Source organism: Pseudomonas sp. NCIMB 10586 (assembly GCF_023127895.1).
In the GTDB taxonomy this organism is placed as follows: domain Bacteria; phylum Pseudomonadota; class Gammaproteobacteria; order Pseudomonadales; family Pseudomonadaceae; genus Aquipseudomonas; species Aquipseudomonas synxantha_A.
Window position 1 is genome coordinate 69,866 of record NZ_SPKQ01000009.1, and the last position, 20,905, is coordinate 90,770.

A 20,905-nucleotide genomic window follows, 5' to 3' on the forward strand; every position below is an offset into this window, starting at 1 on the left:
TTATGGACTTTGAAAAATTCAGCCATCGCGTGGCGCCCTGGGTGCTGCCGATCTTGTTGCTGGCGGTGTGGCAGTTGTCGGTGTCGGCGGGGTGGTTGTCGACGCGCATTTTGCCGGCGCCCAGTGCGGTGATCGAAGCCGGAGTCAACCTGGTGGTCAGCGGCGAAATCTGGACACACCTGGCCATCAGTGGCTGGCGTGCCGGCCTGGGCTTTGTGATCGGCGGCAGCATTGGTTTGGCCCTGGGCTTTATCACCGGGTTGTCGAAGTGGGGCGAGCGCTTGCTGGACAGCTCTGTGCAGATGATTCGTAACGTGCCGCACCTGGCGCTGATTCCACTGGTGATCCTGTGGTTCGGCATTGACGAGACCGCGAAGATTTTCCTGGTGGCACTCGGCACGTTGTTCCCGATCTACCTGAACACCTATCACGGTATCCGCAACGTCGACCCGGCGCTGGTGGAAATGTCGCGCAGCTATGGCCTGTCGGGGTTCAGCCTGTTCTGGCAAGTCATCCTGCCTGGCGCGCTGCCGTCGATCCTGGTGGGCGTGCGCTTTGCCCTGGGCTTTATGTGGCTGACGCTGATCGTGGCGGAAACCATCTCGGCCAGTTCCGGCATCGGTTACCTGGCGATGAATGCCCGTGAGTTCCTGCAAACCGACGTGGTGGTGCTGGCCATCGTGATGTACGCGATCCTCGGCAAACTCGCCGACCTGGCGGCGCGTGGCCTGGAACGGGTATGGCTGCGCTGGCACCCGGCGTATCAAGTCAAAGGAGGTGCGGCATGACAGCTCAACAACCCCCGCGCCTGCTCAAGGGCATTCCCCTGGCGGTGCGCAAGTTGCGCAAATCCTTCGGCACTCGCGAAGTGCTCAAGGACATCGACCTGCATATTCCGGCCGGTCAATTCGTGGCCGTGGTAGGTCGCAGCGGCTGCGGCAAGAGTACCTTGTTGCGCTTGCTGGCGGGGCTGGACAAGGCCAGTGGCGGCGAGCTGCTGGCCGGCTCCGCGCCGCTGCACGAGGCGATTGAAGACACACGATTGATGTTCCAGGAAGCGCGTTTGCTGCCGTGGAAAAAGATCATCGACAACGTCGGCCTCGGCCTTACGGGCAACTGGCGCCCCAGGGCGCTGGAGGCCCTGGAAGCGGTGGGCCTGGCCGAGCGCGCCAATGAATGGCCGGCGGCCTTGTCCGGTGGCCAGAAGCAGCGCGTGGCCCTGGCGCGCGCGTTGATTCACCAGCCGCGCCTGTTGCTGCTCGACGAGCCGCTGGGGGCGCTGGATGCCCTGACTCGCATCGAGATGCAGCAACTGATCGAGAACCTCTGGCGCAAGCACGGTTTCACTGTGTTGCTGGTGACCCACGATGTCAGCGAAGCCGTGGCGATTGCCGACCGGGTGATTCTGATCGAAGACGGCGAAATCGGTCTCGACCTCGCCGTCGACCTGCCACGCCCACGGGCCCGTGGTTCACACCGCCTGGCCGCGTTGGAGGCCGAGGTGCTCAACCGCGTGCTGTCGCTGCCCGGTTCACCGCCGGAACCCGAACCTGTTTCACCGCTGCCGACGCAATTGCGTTGGGCTCAATAACCCACACAGGAAAAACATCATGACTATTAAAGCCATCAACGTGCGTAACCAGTTCAAAGGCACCATCAAGGAAATCGTGGTCGGTGACGTACTGTCGGAGATCGATGTGCAGACGGCGTCGGGCATCGTTACTTCGGTGATTACCACTCGCTCGGTGAAAGAGCTGGAGCTGGTGATTGGCAGTGAAGTGATTGCCTTTGTGAAATCGACTGAGGTGTCGATTGCCAAGTTGTGATTCGCGTCGCTCTTGAGCTCGCTATCGCAGGCAAGCCAGCTCCCACATTTGAATGTATTCACAGATCAAAAATGTGGGAGCTGGCTTGCCTGCGATGAGGCCCGTTTGGACAAATATGCGGGTAAGTAGAGCCCCACATAGGCATCAAACACTCGCATTCCTTCCTCAGCCATACGCGGCGTAATCAGCCCATGCTGATGCACTGAGCGCGCATACACGCGGTCGCTCAACTCCAGCGCCAGGGCAAATACATCCACGTCCCTGGGCAAGCTCGGCACTTCGAAGTGGCGGTTGAACACCTCCAGCATCAAGTCCCCCAGCTCCAGGTCATGCTGACGATCGGCCTGGGTCACCTCGGTCAACCCGTGCTGTGCCAGGATCAACTGGCGTGCAGCCGCGTCCTGGTCGTAAACGTTGAGCATGCGCTGTTCGACGATGCAGGACAGGTCGCGCCAATGCTTGAGTGAGTCATGTTCGATGGGCGCCTGGATGGCGGCGCGGAAGGCGGCGTGTACCTGGGCGGTCAACGCCTCCAGCAAAGCCGGCACGCTGGCGAAGAAGTGATACACCGACGACGGTGGAATCTGCGCCCGGTCGGCCACGCTGTAGATCGACAAACTCGCCACGCCTTCGGCGGCCAGCAAGGTGCGGGCGGCTTCAAGGATCGCGTCGATCCGGGCCTGGCTGCGGGCGCGGGGTTTGCGAGGCGTGGCGGGGCGGGTGGTCATGGATGTCTCCTACAAGGCAGCGGGCATTGTATGAGCAGGGAGGTGTGTTGTCTTCCAGACCGCCATCGGGAGCAAGCCCCCTCCCACATTTAGATCTGTGAATACATTCAAAATGTGGGAGGGGGGCTTGCTCCCGATGAGGCCAATTCGGTCCCCCGGAATAAGCCCATAAAAAAACGCCACAGACCCTAAGCCTGTGGCGCTTCTTCAATGCCGCAACCGCTTACACGGTATGCAGGTACCAGTTGTACTCAAGGTCGGAGATGGAGTGTTCAAACTCTTCCAGCTCACTTTCCTTACAGGCAACAAAGATATCGATGTATTTAGGATCGATGTACTTGGCCATCACCTCGCTGTCGTCCAACTCGCGCAGGGCATCGCGCAGGTTGTTCGGCAGGCTTTGCTCGTTCTGCTCGTAGCTGTTGCCTTCCACCGGAGCGCCCGGTTCGATCTTGTTGGTCAAACCGTGGTGTACACCCGCCAGGACCGAAGCCATCAGCAGATAAGGGTTGGCATCGGCACCGGCCACGCGGTGTTCGATACGCACGGCATCGGAAGAGCCGGTGGGTACGCGAATCGCTACGGTGCGGTTGTCCAGGCCCCAGCACGGCGAGTTCGGCACATAGAACTGTGCGCCGAAACGACGGTAGGAGTTGACGTTGGGGCACAGGAACGCCATTTGGGCGGGCAGGGTCTCCAGCACACCGCCGATCGCGTGACGCAATGCGGCGTTCTGCTCGGGATCCTCGCTGGCAAAGATGTTCTTGCCGTCCTTGTCCAGAATGGAGATGTGTACGTGCAACCCGTTGCCTGCCTGCCCTGGGTAAGGCTTGGCCATGAAGGTGGTGTCCATCTCATGGTCGTAGGCGATGTTCTTGATCAGGCGCTTGAGCAGTACTGCGTAGTCGCAGGCCTTGATCGGGTCGGCCACGTGGTGCAGGTTCACTTCGAACTGCGCCGGGGCACTTTCCTTGACGATGGCATCGGCCGGAATGCCTTGCTCCTTGGCACCTTCCAGAATGTCCTGGAGGCAGTCGACGTATTCGTCGAGGTCGTCGATCAGGTAGACCTGTGTCGAGTGCGGGCGTTTGCCGGAGATCGGCGAGCGGGGCGGTTGTGGGCGGCCGTTCACGTTCTCCTGGTCGATCAGGTAGAACTCAAGCTCGAAGGCGGCGCAGATGGTCAGACCGAGGTCGTCAAACTTGCTTACAACTTGGCGGAGCACTTCGCGCGGGTCGGCGAAGAAAGGTTCACCTTCAAGTTCGTGCATGGTCATCAGCAATTGCGCGGTAGGGCGCTTTTGCCAGGGTTCATTGCACAGGGTGTCGGGGATTGGATAACAGATTCGGTCAGCATCACCGATGTCCAGGCCCAGGCCGGTGCTTTCCACCGTCGAGCCATTGATATCCAGGGCAAATAAAGAGGCAGGCAGGTTAATGCCCTTCTCGTAAACCTTGTGGAGGCTGGTGCGTTCGATGCGCTTGCCGCGCACCACACCATTCATATCCGCAATTAGAAGGTCTACGTACAGAACCTCAGGATGATCCTTAAGGAACGCGTTCGCTTCGTTAAGCTGAACGGCACGCGGGGGTACCGACATGATGCAACACCTTTGTTGTTAAAAATATCAATCATTGATCTTTTCTGGTTTCAGTCAACCCGAACGGCTTGCCGAAGTCAAGCGAGGCATTTTTTGCCCTAAAAAAGCGCCATGAAGCCTTTTTTGGGGCTTTTTGGGGCGGTTTTTTGGGTTTAAAGGTCTTTGGACCTGCAGGCTTGAGCGGGCCGTGTTGTATTTTTTACGGGGGTGTTGTGTAAAAAAATGAACAAGGCTAAGCTCGATTCAAACCCATAACAGCAATAATACCGGGGTGCTTCATGTTTCACCTGCCGCCATTCGGCGTCTCTGCGTGCTTGCGCCACACATTGTGCGCAGTCCGTTCGTCCCGCGTGAATGCTCACGCACCGGCCAATATTCTTGACGGCCCGTCCGACCTCCTCTTTGCCAACGCCTGCGCCACCCACCCGCCCATATTCGCCGTGCCGATCATGATTCTGCACAACTTTGGCGTGAGGAATGCAACCCATGGGCAAATGGCAGGTAAGCTCCTACCCTGAATGAACAAACGACGCGGATGCTGCGTCAACCAACGCCTGGCTTTTAACGGATGCCAGGAAACCCAGCCCAGAGGCATTTATGAGTAACAACCTCGACCAGCTCACCGATTGGTTGAAAGACCACAAGATCACAGAAGTCGAATGCATGATTGGCGACCTCACCGGTATTACCCGGGGCAAGATCTCGCCGACCAACAAGTTCATCGCCGAAAAAGGCATGCGCCTGCCCGAAAGCGTTCTGTTGCAGACCGTGACCGGCGACTATGTCGAAGACGACATCTATTACGAATTGCTCGACCCGGCCGACATCGACATGATCTGCCGCCCCGACCAGAACGCGGTATTCCTGGTGCCCTGGGCCATCGAGCCCACTGCTCAGGTGATCCACGACACCTACGACAAGCAAGGCAACCCGATCGAGCTGTCGCCGCGCAACGTGCTCAAGAAAGTCCTCAAACTCTACTCCGACCGCGGCTGGCAGCCCATCGTGGCGCCGGAGATGGAGTTCTACCTGACCAAGCGTTGCGAAGACCCGGACTTTCCGCTGCAACCGCCGATTGGCCGTTCCGGGCGCCCGGAGACTGGCCGCCAGTCTTTCTCTATAGAAGCAGCCAACGAATTCGACCCGCTGTTCGAAGACGTCTACGACTGGTGCGAACTGCAGGAGCTGGACCTCGACACCCTGATCCACGAAGACGGCACCGCGCAGATGGAAATCAACTTCCGTCACGGCGATGCCCTGTCCCTGGCCGACCAGATCCTGGTGTTCAAGCGCACCATGCGTGAAGCCGCGCTCAAGCACGACGTGGCTGCCACCTTTATGGCCAAGCCGATGACCGGCGAGCCCGGCAGCGCGATGCACCTGCACCAGAGCATCATCGACATCGCCACCGGCAAGAACGTCTTCTCCAATGAAGACGGGACAATGAGCCAGCTGTTTCTCAACCACATTGGTGGCCTGCAGAAGTTCATCCCTGAATTGCTGCCGCTGTTCGCCCCGAACGTGAACTCGTTCCGCCGCTTCCTGCCCGACACCTCGGCGCCGGTGAACGTGGAGTGGGGCGAAGAGAACCGCACCGTCGGCCTGCGCGTTCCAGATGCCGGCCCACAGAACCGCCGCGTGGAGAACCGCCTGCCGGGCGCCGATGCCAACCCCTACCTGGCGATTGCCGCCAGCCTGCTGTGCGGCTACATCGGCATGGTCGAAGGCCACAACCCGAGCGCGCCAGTAGTCGGCCGTGGTTACGAGCGCCGCAATCTGCGTCTGCCGTTGACCATCGAAGATGCCCTTGAGCGTATGGAAAACAGCAAGACCATCGAGAAATACCTGGGGCAAAAGTTCATCACAGGCTACGTCGCGGTCAAGCGGGCCGAGCATGAAAACTTCAAGCGCGTGATCAGTTCGTGGGAGCGGGAATTCCTGCTCTTCGCCGTCTGATGCGCCGGGCGCGTCCTTCAAACGGCGCGCCCTTCACTGAAAAGTCTAGGAGATTGGTATGTCCAGCAACAACCCGCAAACCCGTGAATGGCAAGCCTTGAGCAATGATCACCACCTGGCGCCGTTCAGCGATTTCAAGCAATTGAAAGAGAAAGGCCCAAGGATCATCACCAAAGCCCACGGTGTTTACCTGTGGGACAGCGAAGGCAACAAGATCCTCGACGGCATGGCCGGCCTGTGGTGCGTGGCGATCGGCTATGGTCGCGACGAACTGGCTGACGCCGCCGCCAAACAGATGAAAGAGCTGCCGTACTACAACCTGTTCTTCCAGACCGCACACCCGCCGGTGCTTGAACTGGCCAAAGTCATTTCCGAAGTCGCGCCCGCCGGCATGAACCATGTGTTCTTCACCGGCTCCGGCTCCGAAGGCAACGACACCATGTTGCGCATGGTCCGCCACTACTGGGCGATCAAGGGCCAGCCGAGCAAGAAAACCATCATTGCCCGCAAGAACGGCTACCACGGTTCCACCGTGGCCGGCGCCAGCCTGGGTGGCATGACTTATATGCATGAGCAGGGCGACCTGCCTATCCCGGGTATCACCCACATCGCTCAACCCTACTGGTTTGGCGAAGGCGGCGACATGAGCCCTGAAGAATTCGGGATCTGGGCCGCCAACCAGCTGGAAGAGAAGATTCTGGAGTTGGGCGTGGACAACGTCGGCGCCTTTATCGCCGAGCCGATCCAGGGAGCCGGTGGCGTGATCGTGCCACCCGCCACCTACTGGCCGCGCATCAAGGAAATTCTCGCCAAGTACGACATCCTGTTTGTCGCCGACGAAGTGATCTGCGGTTTTGGCCGTACCGGTGAGTGGTTCGGTAGCGATTTCTACGACCTCAAGCCACACATGATGACCATCGCCAAGGGGCTGACCTCAGGCTACGTGCCCATGGGCGGCCTGATCGTGCGCGACGAAGTGGTGGCGGTGCTCAACGAAGGGGGCGATTTCAACCACGGTTTTACCTACTCCGGCCACCCGGTCGCAGCGGCCGTGGCCCTGGAAAACATCCGTATCCTGCGCGATGAAAAAATCGTCAGCCGTGTACACGACGAAACGGCACCGTATTTGCAGAAGCGTCTGAGGGAGCTGGCTGACCACCCGCTGGTGGGCGAAGTGCGCGGCGTGGGTATGCTCGGTGCGATCGAGCTGGTGCAGGACAAGGTCACGCGCAAGCGTCATGAAGGCAAGGGCGCCGGCATGATCTGCCGAACCTTCTGCTTCGAGAATGGCCTGATCATGCGCGCCGTGGGCGACACCATGATCATTTCGCCGCCGCTGGTGATCAGCCAGGCAGAAATCGACGAGCTGGTGACCAAGGCCCGTCATTGCCTGGACCTGACGTTGGCGGCATTGCAGGGCTGAGTAGATAAATGCGGGGGCCGGTTGAAAGCGGGCCCCTGAACTTGCCAGACTGTCGTCCTGTTTTGTTGCCCTTTGGCTGGGCCCGAAACATAAACAATGTGCGGCCCAAAAAAGAAAAATCGGAGCATCACCCAATGAAGGCATTAGGTTTGAAAAACGCTGGCAAGACCCTCCTCGCCTTGTCCCTGATGGGCGCAATGGCGGGCGCGGCCCAGGCAGACAATAAAGTGCTGCACGTGTACAACTGGTCTGACTACATTGCACCGGACACCATCGCCAACTTTGAAAAAGGGTCGGGCATCAAGGTGGTGTACGACGTGTTCGACAGCAACGAGACCCTGGAAGCCAAGTTGCTGGCAGGCAAGTCCGGCTACGACATCGTCGTGCCGTCGAACAACTTCCTGGCCAAGCAGATCAAGGCCGGCGTGTACCAGGAGCTGGACACGTCCAAGCTGCCTAACTACAGCAACCTGAACAAATCCCTGCTCAAGGCCGTGTCGGTCAGCGACCCGGACAACAAGCACGCGTTCCCGTACATGTGGGGTTCGATCGGCATCGGCTACAACCCGGAGAAGGTCAAGGCCGCGCTGGGCGTGGACAAGATCGATTCGTGGGATGTGCTGATGAAGCCGGAAAACATCGCCAAGCTGAAAAGCTGCGGCGTGAGCTTCCTCGACTCGCCAACCGAAATGCTGCCAATCGCGCTGCATTACCTGGGCCTGCCGACCGACAGCCAGAAGAAAGCCGATCTCAAGCAGGCTGAAGACCTGTTCTTGAAGATCCGTCCTTCGATCGGTTACTTCCACTCGTCCAAGTACATTTCCGACCTCGCCAACGGCAACATCTGCGTGGCCGTGGGTTACTCGGGTGACATCCAGCAAGCCAAGTCCCGGGCGGCTGAAGCCGGTGGCAAAGTCAAAGTCGCCTACGACATTCCGAAAGAAGGCGCCGGCAGCTTCTTCGACATGGTCGCTATCCCCAAGGATGCCGAAAACGTCGAGGCCGCCTACACCTTCATGAACTACCTGCTCAAGCCCGAAGTCATGGCATCGATCACCAACAGCGTGCGTTTCCCGAACGGTAACGAGAAAGCCACCGCACTGGTCGATAAAGACATCACCAGCGACCCGGGCATCTACCCGTCGGCGGACGTGCAGGCCAAGCTCTACGCGATTGCCGACTTGCCGGCCGCGACCCAGCGTGAAATGACCCGTAGCTGGACCAAGATCAAGTCGGGCAAGTAAGCCCTGGCAGCTGTGGGAGGGGGGTAAGCCCCTCTCCCACAAATTAGATCAAAGAAAGTTTTGCCGGATCGGTTTATCGAGGGTAAGTTGCGCGCCGGTTTTGTTGCCGGGCAACAACTTTGGGCCCAACTATTTAAGAGGACCTCCACTTGCCAATTTCTTTATTTCGCAAAGCCTTGCTGGTGGGTGCAGGTATCACGCTGGCTGTCAGCGTGCAGGCCGCATCGACGGTGCATGTTTATAACTGGTCGGACTACATCGGCCCCGACACCCTGGCCAACTTTGAAAAGGCCACCGGCATCAAGCCCGTGTATGACGTGTTTGATTCCAACGAAACCCTGGAAGGCAAGTTGCTCGCCGGGCGTACCGGCTATGACGTGGTCGTGCCGTCCAACCATTTCCTCGGCAAGCAGATCAAGGCCGGGGCGTTCCAGAAGCTCGACAAGTCACTGCTGACAAACTACGCCAACCTCGACCCGGCCCTGCTCAAGCGCCTGGAAAAGAACGACCCGGGCAACCAGTACGCGGTGCCGTACCTGTGGGGCACCAATGGCATTGGCTACAACGTCGATAAGGTCAAGGAAGTGCTGGGCGTCGACCATATCGATTCCTGGGCGGTGTTGTTCGAACCGGAAAACATGAAGAAGCTCGCCACCTGCGGTGTGTCGTTCATGGATTCGGCCGATGAAATGCTGCCGGCAGTGCTCAACTACATGGGCCTGGACCCTAACAGCACCAACCCGGCCGACTACAAGAAGGCCGAAGAGAAGCTGCTCAAAGTGCGGCCCTACGTGACTTACTTCCACTCCTCCAAATACATCTCGGACCTGGCCAACGGCAACATCTGCGTGGCTGCCGGTTTCTCCGGTGATGTGTTCCAGGCCAAGGCCCGCGCGGCCGAGGCGGGCAAGGGCGTGAACATCGCCTACGCAATTCCCAAGGAAGGCGGCAACCTCTGGTTTGACGTACTGGCGATCCCCAAGGATGCGAGCAACGTTAAAGAGGCTCATGCCTTCATCAACTATTTGCTGCAACCTGAGGTGATCGCCCAGGTCAGTGATTACGTCGGTTACGCCAACCCTAACCCCGGGGCGGACAAGCTGATGGAACAATCGATACGCACCGACGCAGCGGTTTACCCACCGCAGGCGGTTCTCGAGCGGACATTCGTCAACTTCGAGCTACCCCCGAAAGTGCAGCGTTTAATGACCCGTAGCTGGACCAAGGTCAAGACGGGCAAGTAAGGCTCAAACTATCCAAGGCTGGCCCGTATTGGGCGAGCTGCACTCTTTTTTTGGGAGTTTCGTAAATGGCAGTTGCCTCCGGCGCCTATAAGAAAGCCCTCGAGGGCGACCAGACACCGAAAAAGGTGCTGGTCAAAATCGACCGGGTCACGAAGAAGTTCGACGAGACGATTGCGGTGGACGATGTGTCCCTGGAAATCAAGAAAGGCGAGATCTTCGCCTTGCTCGGCGGTTCGGGTTCAGGCAAGTCCACCTTGCTGCGTATGCTCGCAGGTTTCGAGCGCCCAACCGAAGGCCGCATCTACCTGGACGGCGTGGACATTACCGACATGCCGCCCTACGAGCGGCCGATCAACATGATGTTCCAGTCCTATGCGCTGTTCCCACACATGACCGTGGCGCAGAACATCGCGTTCGGCCTGCAGCAGGACAAGATCCCCAAGGCCGAAGTCGACGCCCGCGTGGCGGAGATGCTCAAGCTGGTGCAGATGAGCCAATACGCCAAGCGCAAGCCGCACCAGCTGTCCGGCGGCCAGCGCCAGCGTGTAGCCCTGGCCCGTTCCCTGGCCAAGCGCCCGAAATTGCTGTTGCTTGATGAGCCCATGGGCGCGTTGGACAAGAAGCTGCGCTCGCAGATGCAGCTGGAGCTTGTAGAGATCATCGAGCGCGTCGGCGTGACGTGCGTGATGGTGACCCACGACCAGGAAGAGGCCATGACCATGGCCGAGCGTATTGCGATCATGCACCTGGGCTGGATCGCCCAGATCGGCAGCCCGATCGACATCTACGAAACCCCTACCAGCCGCCTGGTGTGCGAGTTCATCGGCAACGTGAACATCTTCGACACCCAGGTGGTGGACGACGCCGAAGGCCATGCGGTACTCAAGTGCCCGGACCTGGATCGCGACATCTACGTGGGCTACGGCATCGCTACTTCGGTGGAAGACAAGTCGGTGACCTACGCGATTCGCCCGGAAAAGCTGCTGGTCACCACCGAAATGCCGACCTGCGAGCACAACTGGTCCAGCGGCAAGGTGCACGATATCGCCTACCTGGGCGGTCACTCGGTGTTCTATGTGGAGCTGCCGAGTGGCAAGCTGGTGCAGTCCTTCGTCGCCAACGCCGAACGCCGTGGCCAGCGCCCAACCTGGGGTGATCAGGTTTACGTGTGGTGGGAAGACGACAGCGGCGTGGTACTTCGCTCATGAACATGAAGAAATTCAAGCGGCGCTTGGATCGCATAATCCCCAATGGCAAGCAGGTGGTCATCGGGATTCCATTCCTCTGGCTGTTTCTGTTTTTCGCACTGCCGTTTTTCATCGTATTGAAAATCAGCTTTGCCGAAGCCGACGTGGCGATCCCGCCCTATACCGAGATCTACACCTACGTTGAGCAAAAGCTGCAAGTGGTGCTGAACCTGGCCAACTACAGCCTGTTGGCGGGCGACGAGTTGTACATCGCCGCCTACTTGGGCTCGTTGAAGATGGCGTTCTTCAGCACGCTGCTGTGCCTGCTGATCGGCTACCCGATGGCCTACGCCATCGCCACCGCGCGCAAAGAGATGCAGACCGTGCTGGTGCTGCTGATCATGATGCCGACCTGGACCGCGATCCTGATCCGCGTGTATGCGTGGATGGGCATCCTCAGCAACAACGGTTTGCTCAACGGCTTCCTGATGTCCATGGGGCTGATCAGTGAACCGTTGCAGATCCTCAACACCAACATCGCGGTGTATATCGGCGTGGTCTACTCGTACCTGCCGTTCATGATCCTGCCGCTGTACGCAAATCTGGTCAAACACGACCAGAGCCTGCTCGAAGCCGCCTCCGACCTCGGTTCGAGCACCTTCAACAGCTTCTGGAAAATCACCGTGCCGCTGTCCAAGAACGGCATCATCGCCGGCTGCATGTTGGTGTTTATCCCTGTGGTGGGCGAGTTCGTGATCCCTGAACTGCTCGGCGGCCCGGAAACCCTGATGATCGGTAAAGTGTTGTGGCAGGAATTCTTCAACAACCGTGACTGGCCGGTGGCTTCTGCCTTGGCCGTGGTGATGCTGGCGATCCTGATCGTGCCGATCATTCTGTTCAACCGCAGCCAGGCCAAAGAGCTGGAGGGCAAGATATGAAGCGCTTTCGTTTCTCCAGCTTCATGCTGGTCGCAGGCTTGTTGTTTATCTACCTGCCGATGTTGATCCTGGTGATCTACTCGTTCAACGAATCCAAGCTGGTGACGGTGTGGGGCGGTTGGTCGATCAAGTGGTACGTGGGCCTGCTGGACAACACCCAGTTGATGGGTTCGGTGGCCCGTTCCCTGGAAATCGCCTGCTACACGGCGGTGGCCGCGGTGGCGCTGGGCACGTTGGCGGCATTTGTGCTCACGCGTATCAGCCAGTTCAAGGGCCGTACGCTGTTCGGCGGCCTGGTGACGGCGCCGTTGGTCATGCCTGAAGTGATCACCGGCCTGTCGCTGTTGCTGCTGTTCGTGGCCATGGCGCAGATGATCGGCTGGCCCCAGGAACGTGGCATCGTCACCATCTGGATCGCGCACACGACGTTCTGTGCGGCGTATGTGGCGGTGGTGGTGTCGGCGCGCTTGCGTGAGCTGGATTTGTCGATCGAAGAAGCCGCGATGGATTTGGGCGCGCGGCCGTGGAAGGTGTTTTTCCTGATCACCATCCCGATGATCGCGCCGTCCCTGGCGGCGGGCGGCATGATGTCGTTTGCGCTGTCCCTGGATGACCTGGTACTGGCCAGCTTTGTATCGGGCCCGGGTTCCACCACCTTGCCGATGGAAGTGTTCTCGGCGGTGCGCCTTGGGGTTAAACCCGAGATCAACGCGGTGGCGAGTCTGATCCTGTTGGCGGTGTCGTTGGTGACCTTCCTGGTGTGGTTCTTCAGCCGTCGGGCCGAAGAGCATCGCAAGAAGGCCATCCAGCAAGCCATCGAAGAAGCCGCGGCTGACGGCTGGCAACAGCCGGACAAGCGCCGGGCGCCAGCCCCGGTCTAAAGCTGGGTGAGGTCCAAATGTGGGAGGGGGCTTGCTCCCGATAGCGGTGTATCAGTATCAGATTTGCTGACTGACACACCGCCATCGGGGGCAAGCCCCCTCCCACATTTGATCGCATTTCAACTCAGCTACGCCAACCACGGCGACGTGCGAATCACCTCGACAAAATTCATCGGCCTGAACCCCGGCTCCTGATCCACCAGCACATCCGTCTTCACGTTGCCAAACGTGGTCTGCGGGCGATGGCGCAAGCCGTCGGCAAACGCGCAGATGATGCACTCCTTGAACCCTTCACCGCGTGGATGCGCATGCACCACCGCTTCGCGCTGCACCGTGGAAAATGCGGCGTAGTCCATGCCCAGCACGTCCATCTCCACCCCGGCGGTCACCAGCGCCACGGTGGGGCGCAGGTGTTGCGGCACACCCGGTGTGGTGTGCAGGGCGATGGACAACCACACTTGTTCGATATCGTCATCGCTCAGCCCGTAAGGCTTGAGGAACGCGGCGGCGGCATTGGCACCGTCCACTTCGAAACGCTGGTCGTCACTGCGATGACCTTCCACCAGGCCCAGGTCGTGGAACATTGCGCCGACATACAGCAGCTCCGGGTTGTAGGCCAGTTGCTTGCGCTCTCCGCTCAAGGCGCCGAACAGAAATACCCGGCGCGAGTGGTGGTACAGCAGGTCGGATTCGATGTCGCGGATGTATTCAGTGGTGGCTTTGGCCAAGGCGCTGTCGGGGATTTTGATGCCGGCGATGGTGGTGTTCATGGTGGTGCTCCTCTGGAAAGCATCCAGTCTGTTCGCGCTTGGGCGACGCAGCTATCGAGACGAGGGCGCGTTTTCGGCCAATGTGCTGCCACATCGCGCCAAGGCTGCGCGCGATCTAATGTGGGAGTTGGCTTGCCTGCGATAGCATCACCTCGGTATACCTGATGAGCCCAGGTGTCTGCATCGCAGGCAAGCCAGCTCCCACAGGGTTTTGCGTCAGCCCAGAGATAAAGGTCTCCCATGCACAAAACCGTCGCGATCCTGATCTTCCCCGGCGTCCAGTCACTGGACGTGACCGGGCCCATGGATGTGTTCTGCGAGGCCAACCGCTTCCTGGCGCCTGACGATCACTACCGCCTGGAGGTGATCGGTTTCGGCCACGGCACTCTGGCTGCCTCCAATGGCCTGTCATTGCAGGCGCACAAGCACTACAGCGAAGCCCGGCAGCCCTACGACCTGTTGCTGGTAGCGGGCGGCCCGCAACTGCCTTTCGAAGATTTCGGCCCTCAGTTTGATGAGTGGCTGCGCGGTGCCGCTGCCAGGGCACAGCGCTTCGGCTCGATCTGCAACGGCGCCTTCATGCTGGCCCGCGCCGGTCTGCTGGACGGTAAAACTGTCACTACCCACTGGAATGACGCCGCCAGCCTGGCGCGCCTGTGCCCTTCTGCCCAGGTCGAGGCCGACCGTCTCTATGTGCAGGACGGTAACCTCTACACCTCGGCCGGGGTCACGGCGGGTATCGATCTTTCGCTGTACCTGCTGGCCCAGGATCACGGCCCGGAAGTGGCGCTGAGCGTGGCCAAGCGCCTGGTGGTGTTCACCCAACGCTCGGGCGGGCAATCGCAGTTCAGCCCGTTTCTCACTCCCCATGCCGAGGCCACTTCGGCGGTGGCGCTGGTGCAGTTGTACGTGCTGGCCAACCTGACCGGGGATTTGACCATTGCCGATTTGGCCAGGGCGGCCAATATGAGTGCGCGCAATTTCTCCCGGGTGTTCGCCCGTGAAGCGCGGATCACGCCGGCGGAATTTGTCGAGAGAGCGCGGGTGGATGCGGCGCGGGTGATGCTCGAAAGCAGCCCGGCGCCACTCAAGACGGTGGCCTATCAATGCGGATTTCGCGACGCCCAGCACATGCGCAGCGTGTTCAATCGCCGCCTGGGCGTCACGCCGCAACAGTTCAGGCTTAACTTTGCCGCACCCGTGTAGCGGTAAACTGTGGGAGGGGGCTTGCTCCCGATTGCGGTGGGTCAGCTACACATCAGCTGACTGATACATTGCTATCGGGAGCAAGCCCCCTCCCACATTTTTACCCAGTGATACTCGGCTATCTGGCAGGCAACAGTTTCAAGGTGCCTCGGGTATTGGCCGTCACTTCCTCATCACTGAAATGCGCCTGCTCATACCCGCCTTCGATATAGCTTTGCGCCTGATCACCATAGTGAGCATCAAACGGTACGCCGCTTTGCCCCACTGGGTTGATGGTCAGTGCGTGGGCAGGGTCGGCGAAGTCGATCAGGCGCCGTGTCGAAGGCCCATAGGTCACCGGCCATGGCGCCGGGCCGATCGCGGCGGTCTGGTTGTTCGGCACTTCGTGGCTGCCCGGTGCGGCGAACGGGCCGACGTTGAAGAGCTTATCCAGCGGTTTCTGCAAGCCCAGCGGATGACCATGGGTCAAGGTGTGCGCCTTGCCCCACTGCCACTGCGCCGGGTCGTCGCCGAAGGTCGTCTTGAGGTGGGCCAGGCTGTTGTCCCAGGCGAGCTTGACGATATCCGCGCGCTTGCCCTCCCACCAGGGTGAGTCCGCCGAGGCTGCCAGGCGTGGCAACGCCGCGTCGATCACACGGGTGGTGATCAGGGTCTTGAACAGTGCATCGCCCAGCTTCGGGTGGAAGGTCGCATCGGCAAGGTTGAACAGGAACTGGTTGAACAGCGTGGCGCTGGTGGAGTCCAGCGGGTAGTCGCCTTTCCAGCTTGCGAGCTGTTCCACCAGCTTGAGTTGAGCCGGGTCCTTGATCCCTTCGCGCAGCACCGGCAGCAGCGGTGCGAGCAGGCGTGGGCCGTAGGTGGTGGTGGTGCCCAGTTGCAAAGCCTGGCTGTTGCTTACATCCCACTTCACGCTGTTGTCGCTCAACTGCGCATTCAACTGCTGGCCACGGTCCGCGAGGTTGTAGTAGCCCGGGATCTCCATGCCGGTGGGCGATGCCGGTTGGGCGTTGGCGGAGACCACATAGCCACGTGCCGGGTTCTCTTCCTGGGGGTTGGCGCTGAACGGGTAGAAGCCCAGCTTGTCGGCCTGAGCGGTGCTGCCATCGAGGATGAACGCCGGGTTGACGCCGGCCGGGCGGATCGGCAACTGCGCTGCCGCCCACCAGCCGATATCGCCCTTGGCATTGGCCCATATGATGTTCAGGCCCGGTGCCGACACCTTGGCGGCCGCGGCACGTGCCTTGGCCAGGGTATCGGCGCGGTTGAGTTGGTAGAAGCCGTCGAGGATCGGGTTTTCGGTGTCCAGGAACGCCCACCACATGGCAATTGGCGTGCTGCCCGCGTTCTCGCCGAGCACGTCATTGATGATCGGGCCGTGGGGCGAACGGCGCAGCGTGAGGGTCACCGGCGCCTGTCCCTTGACCTGGATCTGTTGCTCGCTGCTGGTCATGTCGACCCATTGGCCGTGATACCAGACCTGGTTGGGGTTGTCCGGGTTGACCTTCTCGGCGACCAGATCAAGGTCGTCGTTCTGGAACATGGTCAGGCTCCAGCCGAAGTCCAGGTTGTGCCCCAGGAACGCCACCGGCACCAGCGCGTTGTGATAGCCGTACAGCTCAAAGCCTGGCGCCGACAGCTGCGCCTCGTACCACACCGATGGCACCGAGAAGCGGATATGCGGGTCACCCGCCAGCAACGGCTTGCCGCTTTTGGTATGGCTGCCGCTGACGGCCCAGGCGTTGCTGCCCTCGAACTGCGGCAGGCCGTTGTCGGCCAGGGCCTGCTCACTCAGGGCGGCGATGGCGCCGAGGGTTTGCCAGTCACTGGCCGCCAGGTTGAGCGCACCCTTGGGTTGCCAGTCGAGATCGAACACTTTCAGGTAGTCGCTGCCCAGATGGTCGCGTACGTAAGTCAGCACCGGCTCGGTACGAAAGGCGGCGGCAAAGCTGTAAGCCATGTACCCGGCGACACTGATGCTGTCCTCGACGGTAAAGCGGCGCTTGGGGATGCCCAGCACGTCGAACTCCATGGGGCTGGCGTGGCTGTCCTGATATTGGTTGATCCCGTCCAGATAGGCTTGCAGGGCTTTGGACGACGCTGAGTCGGGGTCCATGTGCTCTGCGTAGCTCAAGGCGCGCTCACGAATGCGCAGGCTGCGAAACAGCTTGTCGGTCTCAAGCAGTTTGGGCCCCAGCACTTCGGCCAGTTCGCCACGGGCCAGGCGCCGCATGACCTCCATCTGGAACAGCCGGTCCTGGGCATGCACATAGCCCAGGGCGCGGTACAGGTCAGCCTCGTTCTCGGCACGGATATGCGGTACGCCACGGTCGTCGTAGCGCACCGTGACCGAGCTTTGCAGGTGGGCCAGCGGCACTGTGCCCTGACGCGTGGGCTGCTTGCTGTAGACATACCAACCGGCGCCGAGGGCGACCAGCGCAATCAGCACCGCGAAAATCTGCAAGACGCGCTTCATGAACATTCCTTACCAGAGTGGACGGACTACTGATCCTTAGGCCACGAACAATAGCAGCCTACCGCGAGGGTGTGAGTGGCATTCACTTCGCGTCCGGTTCCAAGGGCCTTGAGAATGGGTTCGATAAAACTGTTGCTGGCATTGCACGTCAGCCCTTCGCTGTAGGGGCCGAAATAGGCCAGTTTGCCTGTGCGGTCCCAGATGCCTACGGCCGGGCTGGCGGGTATGCGATCGGCGCCGGGCAGGGCGTCGAGGATTTTCATGTGGCGCAGGTTGTCGGGCAGGGTGCCGTGGCTACCGGCTTTTTGCAGGGCGTAAAACTCGACCCCTTGGGGCTCGTACTGCTCGATCAGCTCACCCAGGTGTTGCTGGTTGCCGACATTGCACGGGCAGGCCGGGTCCCAGAAGTGCACCAGGCGAATCGGGCCAGGGCCGCTGAGGGCGGCGGGCAGTTGCAGCGCATCGCCGGAGAATACCGCCGTGTGCTCGCTGAAGGCGCGCAGGTAGCGGCCCTGGAACCAGTCATACGCGGCCCACAGCACGCCGGCGCAGATAACCAGGATCAGGCTGGCGAACAGGGCGTTGCGGTAAGGCGGTCGCATTCAAAGGTATCCTCGCAGGTCGCGTAGCTTGCCATGCTTGTCCTGACAGATGAATATCGCAGCTCGATATTCATCTTCACCGCCAGTCTGGAAGCCTTTATGCCCGTCACCTTTGACCCTGATCATCTGCGCGAAAGCTTGCGGCCCCTGGTGGACGCGCAACCGCTTAGCGCCGAGGCAAGGGTCTATCAACGTTTCTATGGGCTTGACCTGGCCGCTCGCAAGGTGCCGGCGGTGAGCCGGTTGGGGCGCCTGGAAGTGGACGGGTTTGAAGTGGTGGCCCAGGTATGGTGGCCGCCTGCGCCGGTGGCAACGATGTTCATGTTCCACGGTTTCTACGACCACATGGGGTTGTACCGCCATGTGGTGGATTGGGCGCTGGACCAGGGCTTGGTGGTGATCGCCTGCGACTTGCCGGGCCACGGCTTGTCCAGCGGCCCGCGCGCCAGCATCGATGAGTTTGCGGTGTACCAGAGCGTGGTGCAGGCGTTGTTCGCTGAGGCCAAGGCGCTGCAATTGCCGCAACCCTGGCACCTGTTCGGGCAAAGCACCGGCGGCGCCATTGTGGTGGATCACTTGCTCAACCACGGCGCCGACAGCCCGGCCCAGGGCAAGACCTTCCTGCTCTCACCGCTGGTGCGGCCGCGTGCCTGGGGATGGTCGCAGGTCAGCTATTACCTGCTGCGCCCGTTCGTCAAAGGCATCGCCCGACGCTTCAGCGATAACTCCAACGACCCTGCGTTCAAACCGTTCCTTGAAGCCGACCCACTGCAGCCGCGCCAATTGCCCACCGCTTGGGTAGGGGCGCTGGCGCGCTGGATCAAACGCATCGAAGCCGCACCCCGCAGCCCACGGCGGCCGGTGATCGTGCAGGGTGAGGAAGATATGACGGTGGATTGGCAACACAATTTGCAGGTGCTACGCGGTAAGTTCGACCGGCCCGAGGTGTTGATGCTGCCGCGGGGCAGGCATCACCTGGCCAATGAGATTCCAGAGATTCGTAATGAGTACTTCAAGTACCTCACCGATCACCTGAACTAACGCATTTTAAATGTGGGAGGGGGCTTGCCCCCGATTGCGGTGTGTCAGTCATATATCTGGTGACTGACACTCTGCTATCGGGAGCAAGCCCCCTCCCACAATTACTGCGTCAGGCTTGAGGTGCTTTGGCCGACGGCCAGCCCTGCGCGAATGGCTGCCAGGGCCGCCTGGTAATACGCCTTACCTTCCGGCGATTCGGCAAACGTAGCGAACTCTTCCAGCTCCGGGTCGGACAAATCCCGGTAGACGTACAACAGCGTGTTGTTCAGGTCCTTGTCGATTTGTTGCATCAACCGTTCGCGCTGCCCATTCAACATACCCTGGGCCTGACCGCCGCCAAGCAAGCCGGGGATCATCTGGCTCAAGCTGTCGGCCGCTACACCGGCAATCGCCAGGCTGACTTCTGCACCGGCCTCGCGCGCGGGCAGGGCTTGGGCCAGATGGCCGATGATCAGGCTGCGGGTGGCGTCGGCCTGGATTTTCGGCAAGCCCTGGGCGTTTTTCGCCAACTGGTCGCGGCGCGTGGCCAGCAATTCTGCAGCGACGATCTTGCGGCCCAGGGGCGATTGGAAGAACGCCAGGGCCGGTTTCGGGTTGGCCAGGTGCTTGCGCAGTTGCGCCTCGGCACGCTGATCCATGGCTTGGGCGCCAAAGCGCTTATTGCTGTTGTCCACCAGCGCCTGATACACCACCGGCGGCAGGCTATTGCGGTAGCGTTGCTGGGCGGCACTGAGGGCGTCATTGAAATGCGCACGTTGTTCGGCCCAGCCGGCAACCTTGTACAACTGGTCATGGCCGTCTGCCCAGGCGGGCAAAACGCAGAACATCAACACGGTAAAAAACAAACGACGCATATGGACTCCTGTCAGTCGGCCACTATTGTCCGTGTCGGGCGTAGGATTTGTCGAGAAGTCCTATCAGACAGCTGATTTAAAGTGCATTCGGGCGCTCGACGGCGCTGTCGGATTCTCAGGCGTATGGATACTATGCGCGCCATGCAAATATCCCTCGATGACCCGCTGCTGCAACGTATCGTTGACGACTTGGCCGAAAAAGGCTGGTCGCAGCAGAATGGCTTCCTGCCCCAGGCTCTGACCCTGGAACTGGCGGCTGAGTGCCATAAACGTGCGGCCGAAGGTGAGCTGGCACCGGCGGCAGTCGGGCGCGGGCCGGCCCAGGAGATTCGCGAGGGTATTCGCGGTGATCATATTCAGTGGCTGGAAGAGGGCGACGCGGCGGTTTGCGACACCTATATGGCCGTCATGGACAGCCTGCGCCTGGCAATGAACCGCAGCCTGTTCCTTGGGCTGGAAGATTTCGAAAGCCACTTCGCGATGTACCCACCCGGTGCGTTTTACCTCAAGCATGTGGACCGCTTTCGTGATGACGACCGGCGCATGGTCTCGGCGGTGATCTACTTGAACGACGCCTGGCTGCCCGAGCATGGCGGCCAGTTGCGCATGTACCTCAAGGGCGGCGTCGAATATGACGTGGTGCCTACCGGCGGCTGTCTGGTGGTGTTTTTGTCGGGCGAGGTGCCCCACGAGGTACTGCCGGCCACGCGCGAACGCCTGTCCCTGACCGGCTGGTTTCGCCGGCGGGGCAACGAGCCGTTTTAGGCAGGCAAAGGATTCTAAAGTCTTGCCTTGGACAAAATGTGGGAGGGGGCTTGCTCCCGATAGCGGTGGCTCAGTCAACAGATGCCGTGACTGGCACTCAGTAATCGGGAGCAAGCTGAACTGGCCTAATGAATTTGGACACATCAATAGGGCGCTATGATGGCGCC

19 protein-coding genes are annotated in these 20,905 nt (G+C 60.4%); 13 read left to right on the forward strand and 6 right to left on the reverse strand.

What is annotated here, in order from left to right; genetic code table 11:
* Nucleotides 1-2 precede the first annotated feature (2 nt).
* The 3 genes from ssuC to E4P01_RS05150 are packed head-to-tail and all read left to right on the forward strand — an operon-like array spanning nucleotide 3 to nucleotide 1,826.
* Entirely contained in the window at nucleotides 3-788 is a 786-nt protein-coding gene (ssuC, locus tag E4P01_RS05140; protein ID WP_032878854.1) for an aliphatic sulfonate ABC transporter permease SsuC, read from the forward strand.
* Nucleotides 785-1,591, forward strand: coding sequence for an aliphatic sulfonates ABC transporter ATP-binding protein (ssuB, locus tag E4P01_RS05145; RefSeq protein WP_005792359.1), 807 nt, complete (start codon nucleotides 785-787; stop codon nucleotides 1,589-1,591). Before ssuC ends, ssuB begins: the two co-directional genes overlap by 4 nt.
* A 19-nt stretch (nucleotides 1,592-1,610) precedes the next feature.
* On the forward strand, nucleotides 1,611-1,826 hold the full coding sequence (locus E4P01_RS05150) for a TOBE domain-containing protein (protein ID WP_003176783.1): 216 nt from the start codon (nucleotides 1,611-1,613) through the stop codon (nucleotides 1,824-1,826).
* Nucleotides 1,827-1,891: 65 nt separating this feature from the next.
* On the opposite strand, the gene E4P01_RS05155 is transcribed toward E4P01_RS05150, so the two are convergent.
* Nucleotides 1,892-2,554, reverse strand: a complete 663-nt coding sequence (locus tag E4P01_RS05155) for a TetR/AcrR family transcriptional regulator (protein ID WP_216090449.1) — start codon at nucleotides 2,552-2,554, stop codon at nucleotides 1,892-1,894.
* 223 nt (nucleotides 2,555-2,777) lie between these two features.
* Entirely contained in the window at nucleotides 2,778-4,154 is a 1,377-nt protein-coding gene (locus E4P01_RS05160; RefSeq protein ID WP_003213894.1) for a glutamine synthetase family protein, read from the reverse strand.
* Nucleotides 4,155-4,751: 597 nt separating this feature from the next.
* Here E4P01_RS05160 and E4P01_RS05165 point away from each other — a divergent pair.
* The 7 genes from E4P01_RS05165 (at nucleotide 4,752) to E4P01_RS05195 (ending at nucleotide 13,027) form a co-directional block, all read left to right on the forward strand.
* On the forward strand, nucleotides 4,752-6,110 hold the full coding sequence (locus E4P01_RS05165; RefSeq protein ID WP_003195249.1) for a glutamine synthetase family protein: 1,359 nt from the start codon (nucleotides 4,752-4,754) through the stop codon (nucleotides 6,108-6,110).
* A 58-nt stretch (nucleotides 6,111-6,168) separates the two neighbouring features.
* Nucleotides 6,169-7,533: an aspartate aminotransferase family protein gene (locus E4P01_RS05170; protein WP_216090448.1), complete on the forward strand. Its 1,365-nt coding sequence runs from the start codon at nucleotides 6,169-6,171 to the stop codon at nucleotides 7,531-7,533.
* A gap of 149 nt (nucleotides 7,534-7,682) precedes the next feature.
* On the forward strand, nucleotides 7,683-8,777 hold the full coding sequence (locus E4P01_RS05175) for a polyamine ABC transporter substrate-binding protein (protein WP_216092208.1): 1,095 nt from the start codon (nucleotides 7,683-7,685) through the stop codon (nucleotides 8,775-8,777).
* A gap of 149 nt (nucleotides 8,778-8,926) precedes the next feature.
* Nucleotides 8,927-10,021 carry a polyamine ABC transporter substrate-binding protein gene (locus E4P01_RS05180; protein WP_005792355.1) on the forward strand — a complete coding sequence of 365 codons (1,095 nt, stop codon included), beginning with the start codon at nucleotides 8,927-8,929 and terminating at the stop codon, nucleotides 10,019-10,021.
* A gap of 65 nt (nucleotides 10,022-10,086) precedes the next feature.
* Nucleotides 10,087-11,229, forward strand: coding sequence for a polyamine ABC transporter ATP-binding protein (potA, locus tag E4P01_RS05185; protein ID WP_003195240.1), 1,143 nt, complete (start codon nucleotides 10,087-10,089; stop codon nucleotides 11,227-11,229).
* A gap of 35 nt (nucleotides 11,230-11,264) precedes the next feature.
* Complete coding sequence (locus tag E4P01_RS05190) at nucleotides 11,265-12,146, forward strand: ABC transporter permease subunit (protein WP_231989070.1); 882 nt, start codon at nucleotides 11,265-11,267, stop codon at nucleotides 12,144-12,146.
* Nucleotides 12,143-13,027: an ABC transporter permease subunit gene (locus tag E4P01_RS05195; protein WP_003195236.1), complete on the forward strand. Its 885-nt coding sequence runs from the start codon at nucleotides 12,143-12,145 to the stop codon at nucleotides 13,025-13,027. Before E4P01_RS05190 ends, E4P01_RS05195 begins: the two co-directional genes overlap by 4 nt.
* Nucleotides 13,028-13,155: 128 nt before the next feature.
* On the opposite strand, the gene E4P01_RS05200 is transcribed toward E4P01_RS05195, so the two are convergent.
* Entirely contained in the window at nucleotides 13,156-13,797 is a 642-nt protein-coding gene (locus E4P01_RS05200; protein ID WP_032878860.1) for an HD domain-containing protein, read from the reverse strand.
* A 240-nt stretch (nucleotides 13,798-14,037) separates the two neighbouring features.
* On the opposite strand from E4P01_RS05200, the gene E4P01_RS05205 reads away from it, so the two are divergent.
* A complete protein-coding gene (locus E4P01_RS05205) occupies nucleotides 14,038-15,003 on the forward strand; it encodes a GlxA family transcriptional regulator (RefSeq protein ID WP_103734203.1) in 966 nt (321 codons plus the stop codon).
* 118 nt (nucleotides 15,004-15,121) lie between these two features.
* On the opposite strand, the gene E4P01_RS05210 is transcribed toward E4P01_RS05205, so the two are convergent.
* Together E4P01_RS05210 and E4P01_RS05215 are read right to left on the reverse strand one after the other, a co-directional pair.
* Entirely contained in the window at nucleotides 15,122-17,476 is a 2,355-nt protein-coding gene (locus E4P01_RS05210) for a penicillin acylase family protein (RefSeq protein ID WP_078822582.1), read from the reverse strand.
* A 26-nt stretch (nucleotides 17,477-17,502) separates the two neighbouring features.
* Nucleotides 17,503-18,078 (reverse strand): DUF6436 domain-containing protein, encoded by a 576-nt coding sequence (locus E4P01_RS05215; RefSeq protein WP_103734205.1) that lies wholly within the window; start codon nucleotides 18,076-18,078, stop codon nucleotides 17,503-17,505.
* Between the two features lie 99 nt (nucleotides 18,079-18,177).
* Between E4P01_RS05215 and E4P01_RS05220 the strand changes: the two genes are divergently transcribed.
* Nucleotides 18,178-19,119 (forward strand): alpha/beta hydrolase, encoded by a 942-nt coding sequence (locus tag E4P01_RS05220; protein WP_216092207.1) that lies wholly within the window; start codon nucleotides 18,178-18,180, stop codon nucleotides 19,117-19,119.
* A gap of 101 nt (nucleotides 19,120-19,220) precedes the next feature.
* Here E4P01_RS05220 and E4P01_RS05225 read toward each other — a convergent pair whose 3' ends face one another.
* Nucleotides 19,221-19,973: a DUF2059 domain-containing protein gene (locus tag E4P01_RS05225; RefSeq protein WP_032878866.1), complete on the reverse strand. Its 753-nt coding sequence runs from the start codon at nucleotides 19,971-19,973 to the stop codon at nucleotides 19,221-19,223.
* Nucleotides 19,974-20,105: 132 nt separating this feature from the next.
* Between E4P01_RS05225 and E4P01_RS05230 the strand changes: the two genes are divergently transcribed.
* Nucleotides 20,106-20,738: a 2OG-Fe(II) oxygenase gene (locus E4P01_RS05230; RefSeq protein WP_005792345.1), complete on the forward strand. Its 633-nt coding sequence runs from the start codon at nucleotides 20,106-20,108 to the stop codon at nucleotides 20,736-20,738.
* Nucleotides 20,739-20,905: the final 167 nt, after the last annotated feature.